The 22,509-nt window shown below is 37.6% G+C and carries 25 protein-coding genes; 24 read left to right on the top strand and 1 reads right to left on the bottom strand.

Translation table 11 applies throughout. The features are described 5' to 3' along the window. Positions 1-67: 67 nt before the first annotated feature. The 12 genes from J1G40_RS07295 (at position 68) to J1G40_RS07240 (ending at position 9,877) form a co-directional block, all read left to right on the top strand. Complete coding sequence (locus J1G40_RS07295) at positions 68-748, top strand: DUF4386 domain-containing protein (protein ID WP_265241952.1); 681 nt, start codon at positions 68-70, stop codon at positions 746-748. Positions 749-845: 97 nt separating this feature from the next. Beyond that, positions 846-1,628: a DUF6090 family protein gene (locus tag J1G40_RS07290; RefSeq protein ID WP_265241951.1), complete on the top strand. Its 783-nt coding sequence runs from the start codon at positions 846-848 to the stop codon at positions 1,626-1,628. Continuing rightward, on the top strand, positions 1,625-2,368 hold the full coding sequence (locus J1G40_RS07285; RefSeq protein WP_265241950.1) for a hypothetical protein: 744 nt from the start codon (positions 1,625-1,627) through the stop codon (positions 2,366-2,368). Before J1G40_RS07290 ends, J1G40_RS07285 begins: the two co-directional genes overlap by 4 nt. An 82-nt stretch (positions 2,369-2,450) precedes the next feature. Further along, on the top strand, positions 2,451-3,308 hold the full coding sequence (locus tag J1G40_RS07280) for a toll/interleukin-1 receptor domain-containing protein (protein WP_265241949.1): 858 nt from the start codon (positions 2,451-2,453) through the stop codon (positions 3,306-3,308). A 97-nt stretch (positions 3,309-3,405) separates the two neighbouring features. Further along, positions 3,406-3,900, top strand: a complete 495-nt coding sequence (locus J1G40_RS07275; protein ID WP_265241948.1) for a GNAT family N-acetyltransferase — start codon at positions 3,406-3,408, stop codon at positions 3,898-3,900. Between the two features lie 53 nt (positions 3,901-3,953). Then, positions 3,954-4,529 (top strand): RbsD/FucU domain-containing protein, encoded by a 576-nt coding sequence (locus J1G40_RS07270; protein ID WP_265241947.1) that lies wholly within the window; start codon positions 3,954-3,956, stop codon positions 4,527-4,529. A gap of 203 nt (positions 4,530-4,732) precedes the next feature. Then, the gene (locus J1G40_RS07265) at positions 4,733-5,629 is read left to right on the top strand and encodes a hypothetical protein (RefSeq protein ID WP_265241946.1); all 897 of its coding nucleotides are present in this window, start codon (positions 4,733-4,735) and stop codon (positions 5,627-5,629) included. A 30-nt stretch (positions 5,630-5,659) separates the two neighbouring features. After that, positions 5,660-6,202 (top strand): DinB family protein, encoded by a 543-nt coding sequence (locus J1G40_RS07260; protein WP_265241945.1) that lies wholly within the window; start codon positions 5,660-5,662, stop codon positions 6,200-6,202. Positions 6,203-6,375: 173 nt separating this feature from the next. After that, the gene (locus J1G40_RS07255) at positions 6,376-7,020 is read left to right on the top strand and encodes a metal-dependent hydrolase (protein WP_265241944.1); all 645 of its coding nucleotides are present in this window, start codon (positions 6,376-6,378) and stop codon (positions 7,018-7,020) included. 62 nt (positions 7,021-7,082) lie between these two features. After that, entirely contained in the window at positions 7,083-7,514 is a 432-nt protein-coding gene (locus J1G40_RS07250) for an MBOAT family O-acyltransferase (protein ID WP_265241943.1), read from the top strand. 196 nt (positions 7,515-7,710) lie between these two features. After that, a complete protein-coding gene (locus J1G40_RS07245) occupies positions 7,711-8,283 on the top strand; it encodes a gluconate 2-dehydrogenase subunit 3 family protein (RefSeq protein ID WP_265241942.1) in 573 nt (190 codons plus the stop codon). Positions 8,284-8,287: 4 nt separating this feature from the next. After that, complete coding sequence (locus J1G40_RS07240) at positions 8,288-9,877, top strand: GMC family oxidoreductase (protein ID WP_265241941.1); 1,590 nt, start codon at positions 8,288-8,290, stop codon at positions 9,875-9,877. Positions 9,878-10,050: 173 nt separating this feature from the next. On the opposite strand, the gene J1G40_RS07235 is transcribed toward J1G40_RS07240, so the two are convergent. After that, the gene (locus tag J1G40_RS07235; RefSeq protein ID WP_265241940.1) at positions 10,051-10,491 is read right to left on the bottom strand and encodes a hypothetical protein; all 441 of its coding nucleotides are present in this window, start codon (positions 10,489-10,491) and stop codon (positions 10,051-10,053) included. 447 nt (positions 10,492-10,938) lie between these two features. On the opposite strand from J1G40_RS07235, the gene J1G40_RS07230 reads away from it, so the two are divergent. The 12 genes from J1G40_RS07230 (at position 10,939) to J1G40_RS07175 (ending at position 22,302) form a co-directional block, all read left to right on the top strand. Then, entirely contained in the window at positions 10,939-11,832 is an 894-nt protein-coding gene (locus J1G40_RS07230; protein WP_265241939.1) for an alpha/beta hydrolase, read from the top strand. A gap of 134 nt (positions 11,833-11,966) precedes the next feature. Next, complete coding sequence (locus tag J1G40_RS07225) at positions 11,967-12,506, top strand: dihydrofolate reductase family protein (protein ID WP_265241938.1); 540 nt, start codon at positions 11,967-11,969, stop codon at positions 12,504-12,506. Positions 12,507-12,515: 9 nt separating this feature from the next. Next, positions 12,516-13,709 (top strand): serine hydrolase domain-containing protein, encoded by a 1,194-nt coding sequence (locus J1G40_RS07220; protein WP_265241937.1) that lies wholly within the window; start codon positions 12,516-12,518, stop codon positions 13,707-13,709. Between the two features lie 110 nt (positions 13,710-13,819). Beyond that, complete coding sequence (locus tag J1G40_RS07215) at positions 13,820-14,860, top strand: serine hydrolase domain-containing protein (RefSeq protein WP_265241936.1); 1,041 nt, start codon at positions 13,820-13,822, stop codon at positions 14,858-14,860. Positions 14,861-14,891: 31 nt separating this feature from the next. Next, positions 14,892-16,172, top strand: coding sequence for a DUF6090 family protein (locus J1G40_RS07210; RefSeq protein ID WP_265241935.1), 1,281 nt, complete (start codon positions 14,892-14,894; stop codon positions 16,170-16,172). 109 nt (positions 16,173-16,281) lie between these two features. Beyond that, positions 16,282-16,800 (top strand): hypothetical protein, encoded by a 519-nt coding sequence (locus J1G40_RS07205; protein ID WP_265241934.1) that lies wholly within the window; start codon positions 16,282-16,284, stop codon positions 16,798-16,800. Between the two features lie 153 nt (positions 16,801-16,953). After that, positions 16,954-17,658 carry a hypothetical protein gene (locus J1G40_RS07200; RefSeq protein WP_265241933.1) on the top strand — a complete coding sequence of 235 codons (705 nt, stop codon included), beginning with the start codon at positions 16,954-16,956 and terminating at the stop codon, positions 17,656-17,658. A 261-nt stretch (positions 17,659-17,919) separates the two neighbouring features. Beyond that, a complete protein-coding gene (locus J1G40_RS07195) occupies positions 17,920-18,834 on the top strand; it encodes a diacylglycerol/lipid kinase family protein (RefSeq protein WP_265241932.1) in 915 nt (304 codons plus the stop codon). 94 nt (positions 18,835-18,928) lie between these two features. Continuing rightward, complete coding sequence (locus J1G40_RS07190; protein WP_265241931.1) at positions 18,929-19,069, top strand: hypothetical protein; 141 nt, start codon at positions 18,929-18,931, stop codon at positions 19,067-19,069. A 131-nt stretch (positions 19,070-19,200) separates the two neighbouring features. Beyond that, positions 19,201-20,199, top strand: coding sequence for a PDZ domain-containing protein (locus tag J1G40_RS07185; protein ID WP_265241930.1), 999 nt, complete (start codon positions 19,201-19,203; stop codon positions 20,197-20,199). A 164-nt stretch (positions 20,200-20,363) separates the two neighbouring features. Continuing rightward, positions 20,364-20,651, top strand: coding sequence for a YdhR family protein (locus J1G40_RS07180; RefSeq protein WP_265241929.1), 288 nt, complete (start codon positions 20,364-20,366; stop codon positions 20,649-20,651). Positions 20,652-20,760: 109 nt separating this feature from the next. Beyond that, the gene (locus J1G40_RS07175; protein ID WP_265241928.1) at positions 20,761-22,302 is read left to right on the top strand and encodes an amidohydrolase family protein; all 1,542 of its coding nucleotides are present in this window, start codon (positions 20,761-20,763) and stop codon (positions 22,300-22,302) included. Positions 22,303-22,509 lie beyond the last annotated feature (207 nt).

Raw genomic sequence — 22,509 nt, 5'->3', positions numbered from 1 at the left:
GTAAACCATAGTCTTTGTATCATCCCGGAACGTGTTATGACCAACCAAACAAAGAATTAATATTATTATGAAATCCGATAAAAGAACCGGAAGAATCGCAGGACTACTTTTTCTGATCATTTTTGTTACAGGGATCATCGTCTATCAATTTTTACAGGGCCCTGTGCTTTTTTCAGATGATTATCTCACGGCCACTTCTGCAAACACAACTGAAATCATTATTTCTACATTGCTCTTGTTTTTGAATGGCATAATTTCTGTTGTCATAGCCGTAATTTTGATGCCAATTTTTAAAAGATACAGTGTTGTTTTGGCATTTTTATATTTGGCGTTCAGCATACTAAGCTTTATAACTATAGCTATCGACAATGTAAGCGTTTTGGCACTACTGGAGTTAAGTCTGGAGCATACTAATAACGCAATTTCTAATACTGATATAACAAATACATTGGGCAAGGTGTTTTTTAAAAATCACTGGTGGACACACTATCTCAGCCTACTCATTTCCTGCTTCCCTATTTTTGTTTTGTATCTTACTTTGTACCTTTCTAAATTTATACCTAGAGTTATTTCTATAGTTGGGATTATAGCTGCCATTCTAATGTTTATTGAAATGCTATCCTCAATTTTAGGAAATAGTATTAGCATGAATATGCTACTTCCAATGGGGCTTATTCAACTCTTTTTTCCTCTTTGGTTAATTTTCAAAGGATTAAACACATCAGTTTCAGATGCCGAAATGAACTAATGCCAATGGTAAGTAACAGCCAGATACAAGAAGGCCCTTTCGTGATACGGCTCATATAAAAGACCATCGGGCTAAATTATAACCAACCTATAACGAAATGATCAAATTTTTTAGGCGAATAAGACAACAACTTATATCCGAAAACAGAATAAGTAAATACCTGCTTTACGCTCTTGGCGAAATTATTCTTGTGGTTATCGGGATTTTGATAGCGTTACAAATCAATAACTGGAACGAACTAAGTAAGCAAAATGAAACGGGAATAGAATATCTAAAAAGAATACATTCAGATTTAGAAAAGGACATCACCTATCTTAATAATAAAGAATTATCGGCTAAGGAGATACAATTTTCTTTTGAAATGTATATCAAGAATATTTATAAGCAACAGTTGAACACTGAAGATTTTAAGAAACTGACTGGATCTGTATTCTGGGAAGCTGAAAACCTGATTCTTGAAGACAGAACTTACAATGAAATTACCAATTCAGGTAAATTTAGTTACATTAAAAATGCTGCTCTAAGAGATAAAATAATGGATTATTATCTGAGGTATAATGCCATTGATGAACACATTTCGGAAATGAACCAAACCGGAATAAACATGTTTCAAGATTCTTACAAAAAGTTCATTAAGTTTTATCCAATTTTAGAATCCTTGTTCGATACCGAAGCGATGAAAAAAAATACACATTGGAAATTTATTAATGACCCGGACTCCCAGGAGTTTAGGGACCTAGAGAGTGCGGCTGTTTTTTACTATTACAAACATTCCGTCTTCGAAAAGTACTTTTTGGAGTTAAAATTTAAGGGAGGAGAGTTAATCGAATTAATAGAAAACGAAATTTCCAATGGAAATAAATCATCCTATATCCAATGATCAAGTTTTTTAGAAGGATTCGTCAAAAATTACTGACCGAAAACAAATTAAGCAAGTACCTGCTTTACGCCCTTGGAGAAATTCTACTGGTGGTTATCGGGATTTTAATAGCGTTACAAATCAACAATTGGAATGAATACAAACAACTAAAAATTAAAGAGAAGGAGGCCCTGGGAGAAATAGTTTCGGACTTTGAAACTAATATTGCTGAACTTGAGAGGTTATTGAACGATGGTGGATATAATATTTCCAGAACTATTCAATCCATAGAATTTCTCATAGATTATCTCGAATCCGACAATTTATACCATGATTCCATTGATATTCATTTTAATCATGCAAATCAATACATCGAATTAAGCCTGAAAACAAGTGGTTACGAATCATTAACATCCACCGGCATAGATCTTATTCTAGATGGAAATCTTAGATCGGAAATAGGAGAGTACTATTCTTCAACAATTGAAAGACCTAGAATAGCCTACAACGAAATTAGAGATGATTATTACCATTATATGTTGGATTACCTACGAAATGATTTTGTACAAACTTTCAATCAGGCCCAGAATTCATCACAGATAAGACCAAGGGACTACAATGAATTGAAAAGTAAATTAGACTATGTAGAATCTCTTAAAGTATTTTACGAAGTAAATTCCTATTATAAATCAGAGTTAAATAAGACATTGGAACAATCGATTAGTTTAAAGAAGGAGCTTGAAAATTATTTGACTAACTAATAAAGTAAAATATTAAACCAATTAGTCGATCACTCTCTATAATTACCTCTAAGTTGAATTAAAAACCTATATTTATTCCGTTATGGCCAGTATTTTTATTACTTATCGGAGATCAGACTCCTCCTCAGCTACGGGGCGTATTGCTGACAGACTGCAATCTGAGTTTGGCAGTGATAAGATATTCTATGACATTACTGCTATCCCCCTGGGGGTTGATTTTAGAACGTTTATTAGTAATCAGCTAGATAAGACAGAGGTCTTCCTTGTAGTTATTGGAGATAATTGGCTCGAGACCAAAGATGCGGAAGGTAATCGCCGCTTAGACAATCCCGATGATTGGGTTCGTATAGAGGTATCGGCCGCCCTGGCACGTGAAAATATTCCTGTTATTCCCGTAATGGTTGGCAAGGCATCTGCTCCGCCACCAATGGAAGAATTGCCCGGTGAGCTTGCAGACTTGTCTGCCCGGAACGGGATCGTCCTCAGATCAGACGCTACCTTTGAAGGTCAGATACAAAAGCTAATAGCCTATATTGAAAACCTTAATTTGGAAACAATAGTTGATGAATCCGGTGAAACTACACAATTATTGGTAGGGAATGATAAAGATAAGGTCATAATGCGGACAAAACCATTGAAGAATGCTGATAAAAATTCGATACGATTTTCACTTTCCACGGCTCATGATGTCAAATGGTGGAAAGGCATAAAAGTATTTGATAAACGGGGAATGATATCCCGGCTGACAACACAAGATGACGATCATGGCCCTAAACAGAGCCCGCCAATCGATATTTCAGATTTTGGTGATGAAATTAAAATTGAGTTCCACAAAGCTAAAATCCTTGGGAAGAAATTCCGCGTAGACACCATTAAAATACCGACTTCGCAAATGAAGAGAACCGAAATTGCCTTTACCTGGTTAACCGATAACCCATGAACCCAATATAAGGTTGGGCAAGTACAGAAATCATTAGCCGGTAACAAGCAATAACTGAATTAGGTTGGGCGAAGGTTGCATATTCATTTTTTAAACTATGACTACCATTTTACCTGCATTAACAGGGGAAAACTTTACCGTTATAGCGGATTTGGCCGAAACCATCTGGACCGAACATTATACCCCGATAATTGGAGCAAAACAGGTTGCTTATATGCTCAACAAATTTCAATCGGTGTCTGCTATACAAAATCAGGTTGAAAAAGGAATCAGCTATTATCTGATTTCGTTCCAGGATACTTATGTTGGTTATTTTTCATTCAGCATAGAAGAAAATCACCTCTTCTTGAGTAAATTATATGTACTGAAATCAGCGAGAGGAAATAAAATTGGAAAAGCTGCACTTTCGTTTATTGAAGAGCAAGCCGAAGCACTTGAATTGAATAAAATAAAATTGACGGTAAACAAGTACAATACAAATGCTATTAAGGCCTACGAAAAGATAGGATTTATCAACATTGAAGCTATAGTACAAGATATTGGCAATGGATTTGTAATGGATGATTATGTATTGGAAAAAAATTTAGGCTGACTAACTACTGCTAACAACGTATCCCCAGGAGCATACCTCTTAAAATCAAAACAATGTCAAAAATCATAATATCGGTATTTACAATAATGATGGTAGTACTATCTTGTTCCGGACCAACTGAGAAGCCGCAAAATCCTGTTGTAGGCTCAGAATTGGAGGATTGGAAATCAGAGGTTGAGGCAACCCTGAAGTTATTCGGTCATAGAAATTGGATCGTTATTGCCGACGGGGCCTATCCGCTACAAAGCAATCCGGCGATAAGGACCATTACTATTGAAGCAGACCAAATTGAGGCAGTTGATTATGTTAATCAGTTAATTGAAAAAGCAAAGCATGTGGATGCCAATATATTTGTGGATAAAGAATTGGCATTTGTACCTGAAAAAGAAGCAAAAGGGATTGATACCTATAGGACGAAGCTCAATGAGGTGTTAGCAGGAAAACCTGTTACAAGCATGTTACATGAAGATATTATCCGGGAATTAGACGCATCTGCCAAATTGTTTAATGTACTAATCATAAAAACAGATTTAGCCATTCCTTATACCTCTGTTTTTTTTCAATTAGAATGTGGCTATTGGAATTCGGAATCGGAAGAAAACCTAAGAAGTACTTTGATAAATAAGTGATGGTAAAACTTTGCAAAACGGTGAGAATAATGAACAACAGTCAGTTTTTAAACATGAAAATCCTACAAACGATTATCTTTACGGTAAGGAGAATTTTTTCCATTTTGGCCAGCCTGCCATCTCGGCTGTCGCTAACTCTCACGGCCCGGAACAAGGCATTCCTTAGCAATATATGTCCAATTTGAATTACGTACTTATACAGAATGAGACTATCAAAGAACAACTATGGAAAGGCAAGAGACTTTATATTGACCAATGCCAGAATGATAGAAAGGCGTTTATTTCAATTTTATTTCGAGAATGGAGATAAAGAAGGAGTTTTTCACGCAGTTTATGCTTACAGAAATCCTGACGGAGGTTTTGGACACGGAATGGAACCCGATACAGCATCACCCGAAAGTCAGCCTCTATTTAGCATTATGGCTCTTGAAACCCTGGATGAGGTGGGCTATCTCAACAAAGAGATCATATTAAATGATTTTATGCCTTATTTTAAAAGTATAACTACTGAAAAAGGAGGAATTCCATGGATGTTCAGACCTAAAAGCAGCTATCCGTGTGAAGCGCATTTTAAAACAGTTAAAGAATGGGCTGCTTTAAGTACTACTGCTCCCTTACTGGGAATTCTTGAGAAACATAATGTAGCAACCCCCTGGTCAGAGAAGGCAGAGCAATTTGTGTGGAATGAAATTGAACGCATTAAAGAGAAGCACGCTTTTTGCCATTTGTGTGTCCCGAGGCGATTGCAATTCTTGCAATACACAAAAAGCAGAGAAAAGGCAGACAAAGCCCTTGAAAATTTAAAAAAATGGATAAAGGCAGACGGGGTAATTTGCAAGGATAAAACAGATGATGGTTGGGGGCTTTATGGTAAACCGCACAGTTTGTGTTACACATCATCCCCTGATAGTATTCTAAATACTCTTTTTTCAGAAGAAGAAATAGCTTCCGATTTAGATGAACTGGTCCGAAGACAGAAAGAAGATGGTCGGTGGGATACATGGTATGGGATTAGTCAGGGAACAAAATTAGAATGGGCAGGCATACAAACATTATGGACCTTGAGAGTTTTGAAAAACTTTGATCGCATTGAAAAATAACAGGAATCTACATAACCAAAATAAGGTCTTATGAAACGCATATTAATTCTGAGTATAGTAATTTTATCTTCCTCATTAACTTCACCACTGTTTGCGCAGGACAATGATTTTATCAAAGAATATTTGGAGCGCCTGGAAAATTCACGTAAGTACTTAATTCTTGTGGCAGAGACTATGCCCGAAGAAAATTATGGATTTAAAGCAACGCCCGAATCAATGAGCTTTGCCGAGAATTTAATGCACATTGCCTGGGCAATGGATTGGCACAGTCTGTCCTTAATGGGAGGACGTGTAGCCAGAGATTGGAATACCGACACCGAACTCAAAGCGGATAAGAAATCAAAAAAGGAAATGATTGCTGCAATAAACAAGACCTTCGACAAAACCACAGCTTTTATCTCAAATTTCGATATAGATAAACTCGAAGAAAGATTAGACTATTTTGGATTAGATAGAACAAAAAGACAAGTTTTGTTATTACTTGCAGACCATATTACACATCATAGAGGGCAAATGCTTGTTTATATGCGACTCAATGGACTAAAGCCTCCAAGGTATGTTTTGTATCAGTAATTAGCACAGAATTTAATAAAAGAAAGCAGTCCATAAATAATGAACGCTACATGCAAAACTTTAATTTAAAACCTAGATGGTTTTTTTAACTTGGCACATTTCTATTCTGACAGGTCAGATTATATTGACTAAGCGGAAGGATTTTTGAGTAATTTTGACTTAAAAGAAGAACCATGTTTATAGGACATTTTGCAGTCGGACTATTGTCAAAGAAAAATGATCAACTGCCTTCTCTGGCCATGATGTTCCTTGCGGTGCAGCTGTTAGATTTAATTTGGCCAATTTTAGTTCTTTTTGGAATTGAAACCTTCTCAATAGATCCGGGAAATACCAAACTGACACATTTAAATTTTGAGTTCTATCCCTATTCACATAGTTTATTAGCAGCCTTTGTTTGGAGCCTGTTATTGGGTGCTGGTTATTTCTTATTTACTAAAAACAGTAAAGGGTCATTACTACTTGGTGGATTAGTCATTAGTCATTGGATCCTTGATTTAATTACCCACAGACCAGATTTGCCGCTCTCACCTTTTTCGGAAACCAGGATGGGTTTTGGATTATGGAATTATCCAGTTATAGAGATTGTTTTGGAAGTTTTGCTTTTTGGGGTTGGGGCATTTCTTTATTATAAATCATCCAATTTCAAGCGAAAAAAATCATTTTTGCTGTTAATTGCTTTTCTTCTCGTTGTGCATCTAATGAATCTTAGTGGTCCGCCACCACCCAATGTAATGGCCGTCGCATGGTCTGCCAATCTGATGTGGTTAATAATTCTCTGGGCCGGGTGGATTGAAAAAAAACCATCACAAAGTACCTGAAGTAGTCTTAACACCAACAAGGTGTAAATTACATGCCAACCGGCCATACCAGAATTTAAGATTTGAATTTATCCCAATACGTAAAAAAAAGAAATGGAGTTCCTTTAGGTGCAAGTGATTCGCTTAAAAATATGATGATTCGTTCATTGGGAGCAGGAAAGTTTAAGAATTTCTGGAAATTTTGGAATCCTATATGGAGCTATTATCTGGGAAAATATATTTTTAAACCTCTGAAAATCATCTTATCCCCGGCCTTATCTCTTATACTCACATTTACATTCTGCGGCTTTATACATGATGCGGTTATTATGTTATTGAGGTGGAACTTTGAATTGCTTTTAACTCCCTGGTTTCTATTAATGGGATTTTGTGTGGTTTTAAGTGATTATGCCAAAATTGACTACTCAAAATACCCCTGGATCACCAGGGCCCTTATAAACCTGTTAATAATCTTTAGTTGCCTCTTTATAGCCTATCAGCTGAGAATTAAATAAGCACAAGATTTATAAAACTAATAAGAAGTACTAGTAACAAGCTATAGGCCTTAATCTGAGACGGATACCAGGCTTCCAGGTAGCCAATTAGAAAATCCTTACATTTAACTGACCCGATATATCCGCTGGGTGACAGGACAGGACATCCCAGGAGAAATAATAGCCCAATAGTCAGAAACTTTTACAAAAATAGATTATGAATAATAAATGGTCGAGAAGGAGCTTTACCAAAGCTGTGATTTCTGCACAAGCCCTGATAGCTACTGGTGCGTTGACACTTCCTGTAGCATGTGCCGAAACAAAAAAAACCGAAGGGGATGCTCCTTTAGACAGCCAACAGCAAAAGACCCTGAAATATGCAATGGATGAAATAATTCCTGCCAATGAAAAAATGCCCTCAGCTTCGGAAATAGGAGGGGTTGGCTACGTTTTAAATATCCTGGAGGAATTACTGGAGTTAACGCCTTTATTTATAAGCCTGACAGATAAAATTGAAGCTCATAGTCTACAACATTTCAGCTCTGATTTTTCAACATTGAATAAGGATAATCGTATTGCTGTATTAACCAATATGGAACAATCGGAACCTGAGTTATTTAAAGTACTTAAGGACTTTACTTATGAGAGCTACTATACCAATAAAGAAGTATATGAATTAATTAAATATGAACCCCATACTACAGGAACATTTGGACCAGAAATGACACCCTTTGATGAGAAATTATTAGATCGCGTTAAAACCGGTCCACCGACATATACCAAAATTTAAGGTTATGAAAGATGAGGATATAGATGTTTTAGTAATCGGATCAGGAGCTGCGGGTGCTGCCCTCTCATGGAGTTTAACCGAAAAAGGCGCAAAAGTGGTTTGTTTGGAGCAAGGTGGCTGGATAGACCCTTCTACATTTCCTTCATTAAAACCAGATTATGAAACTCATTTAACCAGGGAGGGCGATTTTAATTTAAGTCCGAACTTAAGAGATCGCAAGGAAGATTACCCGGTTACCACTGATGGTGAGAACCCGCCATTTGTTATGATGTTTAATGCCGTGGGCGGAACAACAATACATTGGCAAGGTATTTTTCCCAGATTTCATCCGTCAGATTTTAAAGTAAAAACCTTAGATGGTGTTGCTGACGACTGGCCTATTGGTTACTGGGATTTGGAACCTTATTACGACTTCAATGATAAAATGCTGGGCGTATCTGGTTTAGCCGGAGATCCTGCCAACCCTCCACGCTCTAAAAGACCAACACCTCCTTTACCCCTTGGTAAAATGGGACATACATTAGTGAAGGGCTTTGAGAAATTAGGTTGGCACTGGTGGGTTAGTGACCACGGCATTATTTCGGAGCCATACAAGGGTAGAGCACCTTGTAAGCTACATGGTAAATGTATGTTTGGATGTCCAATGGGAGCAAAAGCAACTACTGATCGTACCTATTGGCCATTAGCTATAGAAAAAGGTGCTGAAATCAGGACCTGGTCCAGGGTTAAAGAAGTTACCGTTACAAAGGAAGGAAAGGCAAAAGGGGCTATCTATTTTGACAAAGATGGAAATACCCGGGAGATAAAGGCTAAAGTAGTAGTAGTGTGTTGTAATGGGATAGGAACGCCCAGGTTGTTATTGAACTCTAAGTCCAATTTATTCCCGGACGGATTGGGCAACAGTAATGGCCTGGTAGGTAAAAACTTTATGACACACCCAACGCATTTCATTAATGGTGTTTTTGAAGAAACCATGGACAGTCATATAGGACCTATGGGGAGCCCTTTATTTAGTCAGGAATTTTATGAGACCGACGAGAACCGGGGATTTAAACGAGGATATATGCTTATAGGAGAGCGGACATTTGGACCCTTATCTCAGGCCCAGAACATTCCGTGGGGGAAAGCACATCATACTGAATTTGGTAAAATCTTTCCCCATCAGGTAGGTCTGACTGTAGTGGCAGATGATCTTCCGGAAGAAACCAATATGGTAACATTAGATGATAAGGAGGTAGATACCAATGGGATTGCAGCTGCGAAAGTAACCTATTCTCTATCCGAAAATTCAAAAAAAATGTTGGCCCATGCCGTTGAGAAATCAACCGAAGTTTTAATGGCCGCGGGAGCTAAAGAAATCATTGTTCCCCCACCAACAAACCTGGCCCATTTAATGGGAACAGCTCGTATGGGAACAAATGAAAAAAATTCTGTGGTGGACAAAAACAATAAAGTACACGGGGTGCCAAATTTATATGTAGTAGATGGGAGTTCATTTACAACAGGTGCAGGTGTAAATCCTACTTCAACTATAATGGCATTGGCATTAAGGGCTGCTGATAAAATCTGGGAAAAACGTACTGCCTGGAAATAATGGGTATTAGAGGTAGTTTGAACAAAAATTAAAATGAATTTTGAAAGCAGAATGTTAAAAGCCAATAAATCAAAAGAAAATGCCAGCAGCATACTGGCATTTTCCATAACCCCTCTCAGGGGTTTTTAATGTTATTCAATTGATCTTCTTTTTTCAAAGATCGGCTTGGATGGTTAATTCCAACTGAAGCCCTTGTCCGAATTGGATTTAATGACCACGTAAATCACAATAACGGCCAGGACAATATGCATATATCCATACTGACTTGGCACATCATCTCTAACGCCCAGGATCATATAGGCCTGGAATAGATTTACGGCAATGATAGCCAGACCAATCTTTTTGGCAATCGTAGTTGCCGCGACATTGTCCGAGCCATATTTCGCTTTCGTTGGGAAGGTGACAATTGCAATGCCCAAGAAAGCCATCATAGTTGCTAGCATACCCCATTCGCCTACGGCCGAGTACGCCTGGTACTCACCAATGATGGGTAGTAGGCTAAAGAGGAATATCCCCAATAAAAAGTTCCTTCGGTTAAGTTTCAGGGCACCGAATGCGGCCAGGAGTAAGAATAAGACCCCCACTGCGCTAAAAATAATTTCTGCTGTTTCCATAATTAATAAAGTTTGGTTGTTAGTTATTGATTAATAAGCACTTAATATACGGAATAAATAAAAAAGCACACCCTTTTGGCCCTGACATTTTAATAAGCAGATCTAATTTAAATTGTGAAGAACAAATTAATTGCTACTGAAATCAGAGGCGCAAGAGCCGGGTGGTTGGGATGAAGAATAGGGTAGTATGCTCCAAAAGTATGGCCAGGACCGCTTATGATTTATTATTAGAACAACTACCCAAATAACTAACCATATCAACCTGCAACAACCTGAATAAGAAATAGCAGCCTGACTGGTTAATTAAATACATAATCCTTCAATTTAACTATCTTAAAGCCCGGTAGTTTTCATTTTCAATAACGTTATGAATCATTTGAATAGGCCATTGTAGTTGAATTATTCAAAAAATTACCGGAATAATCATTTAAGTTAATAATTTTCAAAATGAAAAATTTAGCACCTTTTGGTCTGTTGTTTATATTTTTTTTATTTGGAAATATAGTCGGGGCTCAAACTGTTTATAGGCTATGGGAGGAGACTGAAAAGCCCCATTATAAAGAAAATAACTTAAAAGAATATGAAAAAGAGCTTTGGGGGACACTTTGCTTATTAAATATTACAAACCCCACACTTACCGTCTATAAGGCTAAGGGGGAGAATACCGGAAAAGCAGTAGTTATCATACCTGGTGGCGGCTATGAAATGGTGGCAATCCACCACGAAGGTTACGATGTGGCCGAAAAGCTGTCGGCCAATGGCATTACCGCGGCAGTGTTGAAATACAGGCTTCCAAGCCCTGAAACATCAGAGGAGCCCCATTTAGTTCCGCTTACCGATACCAGAAGAGCACTTGTGCTTCTAAGAAGTATGTCCGGGGAATATGGTTTTAATAGAGAAAAGGTAGGTGTTATGGGCTTCTCGGCAGGTAGCCATTTAGCCACCGTTGCCAGTCTTTGGAAAAGTGATAGAGAGGAAGAAAACCCTAACTTTTCTGCCCTGATATATGGGGTGACCAACCTTTCAGATGCAAATTTAAAATGGCTCGAGGAGAGCTTATATTACAGAAAGCTTACCGATGAAGAAGTTAATCAAAACCAACTACTCAATTTAGTATCTGCAGACACCCCTCCGGCATTTTTGGTACATGCTTATGACGATGATGTTTGTTTTGTGGAGGAAACTACGCTATATGCTCAGCAATTATACCAGCACAATATATTGGCAGAGGTACATCTGTTTGCCAAGGGGGGGCATGGATTTGGATTGGGTAGTGAAGAAGATGGCACAGGGCAGTGGATAAACCTATTTATTAATTGGGTCAGGTCTAACGAGCTGTAGCAGCTTTTTGAGGATTGCTGGCAGGATTAATTGGTGAAATCACTTTTAATTACTTTAACAATGTTTAGATTGCAATGCAATGCGCTATATAGATTAGCCATGAATTTCTTACAGAAATACCGAACTTTAATATAGTGGACAAAAAGAATAGTGTATTTATAGCGACAAGTTTAGATGGCTATATTGCCGATAAAAATGGTGGGGTAGATTGGCTGCATTCCATCCCGAATCCCGATCTTGACGATATGGGATATATAGCATTCACCAATGAAATAGACGCTCTTGTCATGGGCCGATCCACCTTCGAAACCGTCTGTGGATTTGATGTAGACTGGCCCTATGACAAACCGGTATTTGTATTGAGTACTACTTTAAATGAAATCCCTGAAAGTCATAAGGAGAAGGCGTTTTTAGTTAAAGGCTCGCTTACTGAAATTCTGGCCCAGATTTATAAAAAAGGATTTTACAGACTTTATATAGACGGAGGAACAACAATACGTAACTTTCTCAAAGCAGATTTAATTGATGAAATGGTCATTACCACTATTCCGATATTACTAGGGGGTGGTGCGCCTTTGTTTTCAGAACTTCCCAAAGCAATGGAATTTGAATTAATGGGGACCAAAACTTTTTTAAATCAAATAGTGCAGCGTCATTACAAACGAAAAAATTAAAAATAAAAAATGAGCAAGTTAAAGAACAGAATACAACTACTTCCATTTTCCATTTTACTCATCCTTGCACTTATTGGATGCAAAACAGGAAATAAGGACAAAGAAGCTAATAAAGATGTTGCTTCTTCAACCTACACCTTAACACCATCCAGTGCCCTATTAGCGGTAATAGATTCCGTTAATCTGGAAATAAAAAATGGAGCATATGGCCTGATAGATCGTTTTATGGTCATCCAAAACAAAGAGGTATTGGCAGATTTTAAATATGTGCAGGACTATGCCTCCATAGCCAAAAAATACGATACTACTAATCATCAATTTAATTACAACCACCCTGACTGGCATCCCTTCTACAGGAAAACTCAGCTGCATTCCCTCCAATCTGTTACCAAAAGTGTTACTTCAATACTGCTTGGGATAGCTTTCGATTTAAATGAGGAGTACAATGTTAAAACAAAAGTGATGCCCTTATTTAAAGATTATACTATTAAAGCTTTGGATGAAAGAAAGAAGGCGATAACTATTGAAGACTTGTTAACAATGAGAAGTGGCCTGGAGTGGAATGAAGATGATTATACGGATCTCTCCAATGATTGTATTGCGATGGAATTAAGCGATGAATGGATAAAGTATGTATTAAATAAACCTATGGATACCATTGCGGGAAAAAGGTTTGAATATAATAGTGGAGCAAGTGTGCTTTTGGGTAAGATAGTCAGGATTATTACCGGACAGCGTATAGACAAGTGGGCCGAAGAAAAACTATTTGAGCCACTTGGAATCAGCGATTATTACTGGAAAAAAACCCCGGATGGAGAAATTGATACAGAAGGGGGGCTATATCTAAAGGCAGAAGATTTGGCTAAAATAGGTGCTTTATTTCTTAATAATGGGGTGTGGAATAATAAACAGATAGTATCTGAAAGCTGGGTTACAGCTTCGGTAAGTCCGGTAGTGAAAGACGTAAACCCCAATAACAATAGACAAATAGGATATGGTTATCAGTGGTGGATTCCCGAACACAGCAATGGTGAAAGCAAAATTTTTGCGGGCAATGGCTATGGAGGACAATTTTTGATGGTTGTACCAGAACATGAATTAATAGTGGTTTTTAATGGTTGGAATATCAATGACACCCCTGAAAAGTCGTCCTGGAGAGTTTTACAAGACAGGATAATTCCGGAGCTTATCACGAACAAATAATTTGGTATATCATTAACTACAATTTTTAGGATGCAAGGCCGATAAGGTTTTAGCCAGAACGGTAATAATTGATTTTAGAAGAATGTATACTTTCAATAACATAAGGTAGGATGACTAAGAAACAAATAAAACGAATCCTCAGAATTGTCTTACCTGTTGGAACCATTATCTCATTATTTTACGTACCCTGGATTTTGGTGTGGGCCTGGATACTACCCCTTCCGGATACGGTACAGGGGCAATTAGATGAGGCTATTAACCATGGTTTTGACGGGATGATTGTCTATGTAGATCAATCCGGGAAAGCTCCGGAATTTTATGCGGCGGGTTATAAAAACAGGGAAAATAAGATAGCGGCAGACCCCAAAGCCTTATTTAAGATCGCCAGTATTAGTAAGCTGTATATCGCAGTGGCTATGGCCAAATTGGCGAACGAAGATCGTTTGTCTTTAGATAAGAGTCTGGCAGATTACTTTCCCGAATTGATGGGAAGAATTGAAAATGCAGAAAAAATTACCCTAAGGATGATGGTACAACATAGAAGTGGCATTCCCAATTTTACTAACCACCCGGATTTTTGGGTAAACCCACCGGACAACAATAAAGATATCCTTGCACTGGCACTAGATTTGCCGGCAGAATTTCAGCCTGGGGAAGATTACGGTTATTGCAACACAAATTATTTATTGCTTTCTGAAATTATCGACAAGGTGGTGGGATATAGTCACCAGCAATATATTAAAGAGGAAATTTTGATTCCACTTAAACTGAAAAATACTTTCGCCTCACTGAGTGAAGTGAATCTAGACCGTTTAATGAGTGGTTATTATGTTGGCATTGAAGAAGATATTAAGACCGCAAATTATGGATCTATGATAGCTACTGCGGAAGATGTGGGGATTTTTTTAAGGGCACTAAATGATGGCTCCTTGTTTAAAGAAGGAGAGCAGGAGATCTATTCTTCAATTTACGAATATGACCATGGAGGATTAATCCCCGGTTATCAGAGCCTAGCCGAATATCATGAAGATATTGATACTGTTGTCATACAATTCTTGAATACGACCAATTTTGAAGGTTACAACTGGAATTTATCTCAAATAGTCCACAATAGAATTGTAAAAATATTGAGAAATAGAACAAGCTCTTGATAGTATATAAATGGAATGAAAAAATAATTTTATGATCAGTTTTTTTAGACGGTTAAGGCAACGATTATTATCTGAAAACAGATTCAGCAAGTACCTGATGTATGCTATTGGAGAAATTTTGCTTGTTGTGGTTGGAATTTTACTGGCCCTTCAAATAAACAACTGGAATCAGGAACGAATTCAGGCCAAAGAACTTGATGGTTTAATGAAAAGCATTTCAAGCGCAATCCAATCGGATGTTAAATATCTGAATTATATCAGAACGGCCAGAGAAAATATGGGGCAGCATGCAGATTCTATCTTTAATGCGTATATGGATAGGCCGTTTACTTTTATGGAATTAACCGATTATGCATACCTCTCCAACACATTTAATGATTTAATAACTACTATTTATTACCTGCCCAATACAAGTTCTTTTGAAGCTTTGAAAAGTTCACTCTATTTAAGTAAACTCCAGGGAACAGATATTGAATCATTGCTCCATACCTATTATTCTTCAGCAGATCGAATTCAGAAACAGGAAGAAGAATACAACCAAATACTGAAGGCCGATTATCGGAGTTGGTCTAATGAATTTAGAAATAATGGACGAGATCTTTTTATAAGGCCTTGGTTTTATGATGATTCAGAAGAAAAATTAAAGCGATTTATAGAAATTCTGAATGCTGAAAGTACAACCGCACTTTTTGCCAAAGGATTTGAAGAAATAAATATGACCGATTTATATGATCTGCAAATTACCCTGGGTGAAAAATATATTGAGATGGTAGATCAAAAACAAGTGAATTTTAGTGAGCAAACCAAAATAAGTTTTAGCAGTATTATAGGGACATATGAAGAAGTTGATGTGTTAAATCTATTGATTGATGGCCAGGTTGCACCAAATTTCGATTTTATCTATGCACAATCCGGAGATGTCTATTATCCGGGGATAGATTTTAAAGAGGACTACCTGGTAATAACCTATCCTGAAGATACATTTACATGGGGCTCACCCTATTTCAGAATTAAGGTATTGAATGGCAGGGTTACCGAGTTAGATTTTTCTAAATACAAACATGTTGTTTTGGAAATGAAAGGAGAAAAAGGAGGTGAGGAATTTGCCCTGATGATGAAAGACAAGTACGATCTGCCGGATGGCAAAGAGTCAAGAGTAAATATAACATTGACCCAAAACTGGAAAAAATATCAGGTACCAATTGATCAATTCAAAACCGCAGACATGGAAATAATTGAGACTCCCCTGGGCTTTGTTTTTATCGGCGGTCAGGGAAAAACAATTCATGTAAGGTCTATTCAGTTTAATTAGGAAGGAGAACTTGCAAGGGAAAGAACTAAAGTTCAAGGCACTTTGTAGTGCATTGCTCAAATGATGCAGCCATAGGTAAATATTTGGTAACATCTAAAAACAGGAAAGAATGAAAAAATTTTTAACAATAGCATTTTGCTGTATTTGTTTTGCTTTGGTATCATGTAAAAATGCCAAGGAGCAATTAACTAAAGTTCAAATAGAAGAGATCACTAAGTCGGCTACAGCTGTTGTTAAAAAGGTATTTGAATATTCCAATCTGCAGGATTTTGAGACCGGCCTAACTCACTATTCGGCATCTTCCGATTCTTATTTTATTACTGATGGCATAATGCACTCCCTGGGCGACCTTAAAAAATCCTATCGGGAAATAGGCCCTTCGGTAGAAGTTTTACATAATACAATTGAAAGTTGGAATACTTCAGTATTATCAAAAGATGTTGTAATATTTACCCTTCCGGTGCAATTAAAATTAAAGCTCAGGGGATTGCCTGAATACAATGGGAAGCTTATATGGACCGCCACGGTCCAAAAACAAAATGATGAATGGAAAATAGTACAAAGCCACGAATCATGGTTAAACTGTGCCCAGGTTGCTGCTGCCTTGACAGCGGTAGCTGATAATTAAGAAAGAAGTTAATAGGCAAAAAAATAGCTGCAAAAGCTTAATATTAAATCAATTGCGCTTTTTTATTACATTTATGTCAACTAAAAAGCCAGAATATTGAAGTCTACTGCTTTTTATATTTTGGGCCTTTAGGGCCATCTTAAAAAACCAACTATGCCAAAAGCAAAATTCTACAAATACGCGCACCTTTACCTGGCGCTAGGATTGGTCATTGTAGTCCTTGGATTTAGTAAAACTTATTTTGTCAGATTAGGAGACTTTAGACTTCCTTATCACCTTCATGGAATTAGTGCATCTTTATGGATGATTTTACTTATTGTACAGCCTTACTTGTTCCAAAGAGGCTGGTTAAAAACCCATAGAATCCTGGGTTGGACTTCTTTACTATTGGTGCCTATGTTGGTCATTTGTGGGATTATAATGATGAGATTCATGATCCAGGGACAAGCAAATTATCCACCCAATTTAGTTTATAAACTTGCATTTATAGATGCATGTACCTTATTAAGTTTTACAGTTTTGTACGTGCTGGCGCTGTATTTCAGGAAGAATCTGATGCTTCACTCCAGATTTATGGTGACAACAATATTTGGCCCGCTGCTACCAGCCTTGGCCAGACTATTCCTATTTACAGTAGGGCTGGCCGCCAACTTCAACGAGGCCCTCACATATTCGTACTTGTCAATAGAACTCGTTCTTGCATTTATAATTTGGAAAGAGCGTAAAAAACCGGAAGTAAAGATTACATATGTTCCTTTTCTTGTCTTTATTATTGCGCAACATGGTCTTATGTACTATTCAAATGATTGGGCCTGGTGGAAAACACTAATGGATAGTTTTGCAAATTTTCAAGGGTAAGAGAACCATGGAATTTATGCGACCATCAGCAAAGTAAAAAATTCTTTGTACGTAAAATTAAACGAGATTAAGGCCAACACAGTTAGCAGCAAAGTAATAAATAAACAAATCCTTAGAATATAAATTTTATTGTTCGGTGCATCAGGAGCCAGAACCACAGCTTTGAGAAACGAATTGCCAAAATAGGTTGTCATTCATCATGTCTTAGACCAAGCAATATCATAGTTTCTGTTTTGCACCTTATGTCTTACCTTACCCTTGATGAAAATTACCTTTATAGTCAATAACAAGAACAACCGCCTTGCAAAAGTGCTTCCAGGGCTGCGCAACTATTGCGAGCAATCAAAATTTGGGCAGTTACAGTTTTATGCTACCCAGCAGAAAAAACATGCCATTGAACTGGCCAGCCAAGCCACTGATAACGGCTGTGATTTTATGATTGCTGTTGGGGGTGATGGCACCTTGCATGAGGTGGTCAATGGGGTGCTGCAAAGCAAGCTTACAGTTGATCAGTACCCAACAATAGGCCTGCTGCCACATGGTTCTGCTAATGATTTTGCAAGAACAGCGGGCCTCACCAGTGCTATTGAAGCACTGATAGAAATGATTGCATCCAAGACCACTCAAAAGATAGACCTTGGTAAAATACTACTTCACCAAACCGGGGAAACCCGTTATTTTATAAATATTGCCGGAGTTGGGCTAGGCCCGGAAGTTGCGCAACAACTAGAAGCATCATCCTCTGCCTTAGGTCCGGGCTTCAATTACTTTAAATGCATTATAAAAGGATTTCTCAGCTATGTAAAAAAAGAGGTTAGCTGCTCTAGTAGTACCTGGCAGTGGAAGGGGAAGCTACTTCAAATGGCAGTGGCCAACGGACGTTATTTTGGCAATGCCCTCTGCATTGCCCCTAATGCCATCCTTACCGATGGGCAGTTCCAGGTCGCTATATTTGGCGATTTAAGCATTTGGGATTATCTAAGAAACATTGGCAATCTTAAAAAGGGAGTAAAGATTAAGCACAGGCAGGTAAGCTATCACAATTCCAGTGAAGTACTGCTAGAAAGCGCAAACGCCTGTGGAATTGAGGCTGATGGGGAATATGTGGGTGTTGCACCGGCTACCATAAGCATTGTTCCAAAAGCCATAAACTTTGTAATGCCTCCGGCTGACTAAAGAACCCCTGCATCTTTCTTGGCCCCATGTGAATGATAATTTCCTGTTTTTAGAGCAACTAAGAAATTCTGGAAGATAAAGGCCAGCCTATGCTATGAAACAGATAAAACTTACAAATACTGCTGATCTGTTCTTCTTAATGGCCTGGGAACTTTATGAAGCGGCATTTCCATTAGAAGAGAGAAGATTAAAGGATGCCCAGATCCGGGTTATGAAAAACTCCGACTGCAATTAAATATAACGGTAGAACAATTCCATTGGTAGTATGGTTGACCTTTGTTAACAAACATAATTCATTTATTAACAGTGAGTTAAATTCAGAATATTAATTAGTATCTTATCTCAATAACCAACTAATTAAACATTATGACTGATCAACCAACCAAGTACGCTCTTTTGTTAAAGATTGGAGCGGTACTATTTATTATTTGGGGCATCCTGGGACTCATGGACGCCAAAAACTATTCCTATTCTGGCTATAGCACAGATGGTAACAACACAATTACCCAGGTAAGAGACGGAAGTCCGGCTGAAGCTGCAGGTATGCAGGTGGGAGATGTTATGAAAAGCTTTGACGGCATTTCAGTAACAGATTCTAAAGCTTTTTCGGAAAGAGCACGTACCGAAATTGGACAAACTGTGGAAATTGTGGTCGACAGAGGTGGCGAAGAACAAGCGTTACAAGTGACCTATGCTGAATTAACGGATAAAAACAGCACACTGAATTTATCCGCATTTATTATGGGCCTATTATTTGTGCTTTTAGGACTATTTGTATATATCAAAAAGAAAACGGCCCTGACATTTGCATTTGCTGTTTTTGCAGTTCTTTTCGGGTTTATTTGGTTCAATGGGCCTAATGTTGGTCCGGGATTCATGAGAAATCTTGTTAATAGCGTTAGTGTCACTATTATCATGTTTGCCTTTGTAGCTTTGGCCCGTTTTATTCTACAGTACCCACCGCAAAGCGCTTTTCTGAAAGGTGGTAATAGTCGGTGGATTTATGCTCCTGCAGCTGTAATTGTGGCCGTTATCTGGATATTAAATTTTTTACGACCCGATAGTACAAGTACGCTGAACGTCACTATGAATATGCTGTTTTTTGTAGTAATTCTCTTTTATTTCGGATTATCACTTATCATGCTGATAAGCAAATATTCTAAAGCCAATACAGAAGTAAGAAAAGCATCCGGATTAAATTATATGTTGTTGGGAGCAGTTTTAGGGTTACTTCCGTTTTTAATATATTTCATAATAGACCAGATATCACCTACAACTATTTTACCGGGTGATGATTATATGTTTTTGACATTTGCATTTATTCCTATTTTCTTTTCAATGGCATTAATGCAAAAAAGCAATTAGGTTTAATGGGGTGTAATTGAAAAGCCATGACCTGATACTGAACATTCAGGAGAACAAAAAAGTGCAAATTTCTATAATTTGCACTTTTCTTTTACTTTGTGCTTAGGGCAAATCACCTATTAAGGACTATATGCTAACCGTTATATTAAACTAAAACAAACATCATGATCTTACAAATTATCAAATTGAAATCGAATCTGCCGGAAGAAGAATTGCTAAAAAGGGCAAGGGAAAGGGAGCCACAGTTTAAGGCCATCCCGGGTCTTTTACAGAAATATTACGTGAAAATTGGAGCGTCTGGTCAATATGGTGGTATATATGTCTGGGATTCCCAGGAATCTCTTGCAGCTTATAGAGCATCCGATTTGGCAAAGAGCATTCCAGAGGCATACGAAATAGTTGAAGCCCCCAATATTGAGATCATGGATATACTATTTCAATTGAGAAATTAAGTAAAATTCACTGCCAGTAAAGGTATTGTTCCTAATTAATTGTAACAACTCCCCTTAAAATTCGTCATATTCCCAAACTCATTTATTCAACCAGTTAGAGCAATCTTTAATGAAACTGCATAGCAAGCTTTTAATCTTTCTCTCTTTATTATTGTCTTTATCCTGTTCGGAAAACCAACCTGAGGTTAGTGTAAGCAAAGGAATTTGGCTTACCAATGTCTCCGTTATATCTCCCGAATCGGAACAAATAAAACCATTTATCGGAACCGTTGTAATAGATCAAGACCAAATTGTTTATGTAGGTCAGGAAGATATTCTGGTCAAGGGCGACTTTCAAAAAATTGATGCCAAAGGTAAATATCTTATTCCCGGATTGATAGATTCGCATGTACATTTGAGTTCAATTGCCGGCATGACCTACAGGCATGCCAAAGAATATCCAAAACTGGCTGAGAGTTATTTTGAGCAGCTACCCAGAAGCTACCTTTATTTTGGATACACCTCCCTGATAGATCCAAACAATTATAGTCCGGGAACCATTAAGGACCTGAAAAGCAAGCATGTTCACCCTGATATCTATACCTGCGGGGAACAGGTTAAGGTAATGGACGATTTTATGATGGCTGAAGACGATCCTGATGATCGTTATAAATTTTATCCCGATTTCTTGCATGACAAATACAATGAAAATGTCAAAATTCCAGATTCCATAGATGTTGAGCTGCATACTGTAAAGCAAGTGGTAAGAAATGTAGTCGATAAGCAGGAAGGTATCTGCATTAAAACTATTTATGAAGATGGTTTTGGCGGCACCGAAGAAATGACCTGGGAGTTGCCATCCTTAGAAATCATTGAAGATTTGGTAAATGAAGCCCAGAATGAGAATATTCCCGTATTGTTGCATGCAAATTCATTTGCCGCTCAGAAGTTTGGAGCAAATGCCAATGTGGATATTATTGCCCATGGTATGTGGCACTGGGGGCTGTTGAAAGACTATTTAAATGTCAGCGATCTTCCTGATGCCCATAAAGCATTACTCACTGCAATTGCGGCAAAGCAGATTGGGTATCAGCCTACCTTTAGGGTAATTGGAGGACAAAGAGATGTTTTTAAACCCAGTTTCGTGGATGATCCAAATTTGCAGGAAATATTTCCTCCAGAGCTGCTTAACTGGTTAAGAAGTGAAGAAGGGTCGTGGCAAAAAAAGAGAATACTTACTTATGGAGGTGCGTATTTCAACAGTGATACACCAGATTCGGAAATTGCGATTTTGATGCAATCAGTACTAGATAAGATAAACATCACCACCAATTATTTATATGGAAAAAAGGGCAAATTGTTATTCGGGTCCGATACACCAGCCATGAATAACCATGCAAATCCACCAGGATATAATGGTTATTTGGAAATGATAGAATGGGCCAAGGCAGGGGTTTCTTTAGAAGATTTGTTAAAAGCTGCTACTATAAATAACGCTAAGGAATTTAATCTTGATAAGCAGCTCGGGAGTATCGAATACGGGAAGAAGGCGAATTTAATATTATTAGATAAAAATCCTTTGGAAGAAATTGAGGCTTACAATAACATTTCAAAAGTGATCCTGGGGGGCGAGATATATGACCGGGAGAATTTTTCAGCTCTCAACCGGTAAACCCTTGCATTTACAATACATAATTTCATATGTTGCCATCTTAATATAATCCTAAATGGGGTGTAACATTATTTGTGAAAATTAGACTTAATAGTAGTTTCATTGAACAAATCTTAATTATATAGACACATAATAATCGGAGCAATGAATGCCAAATTTCATTTACCACGGATATAAATTAAGGTATATAAAATATAATATAACGGT

Origin of the sequence: Muriicola sp. Z0-33 (assembly GCF_026126425.1) — a bacterium.
Lineage (GTDB): Bacteria > Bacteroidota > Bacteroidia > Flavobacteriales > Flavobacteriaceae > JAFMPW01.
The sequence above is the reverse complement of the archived record's forward strand: the minus strand, read 5'-3'. Positions and strand labels throughout refer to the sequence as shown.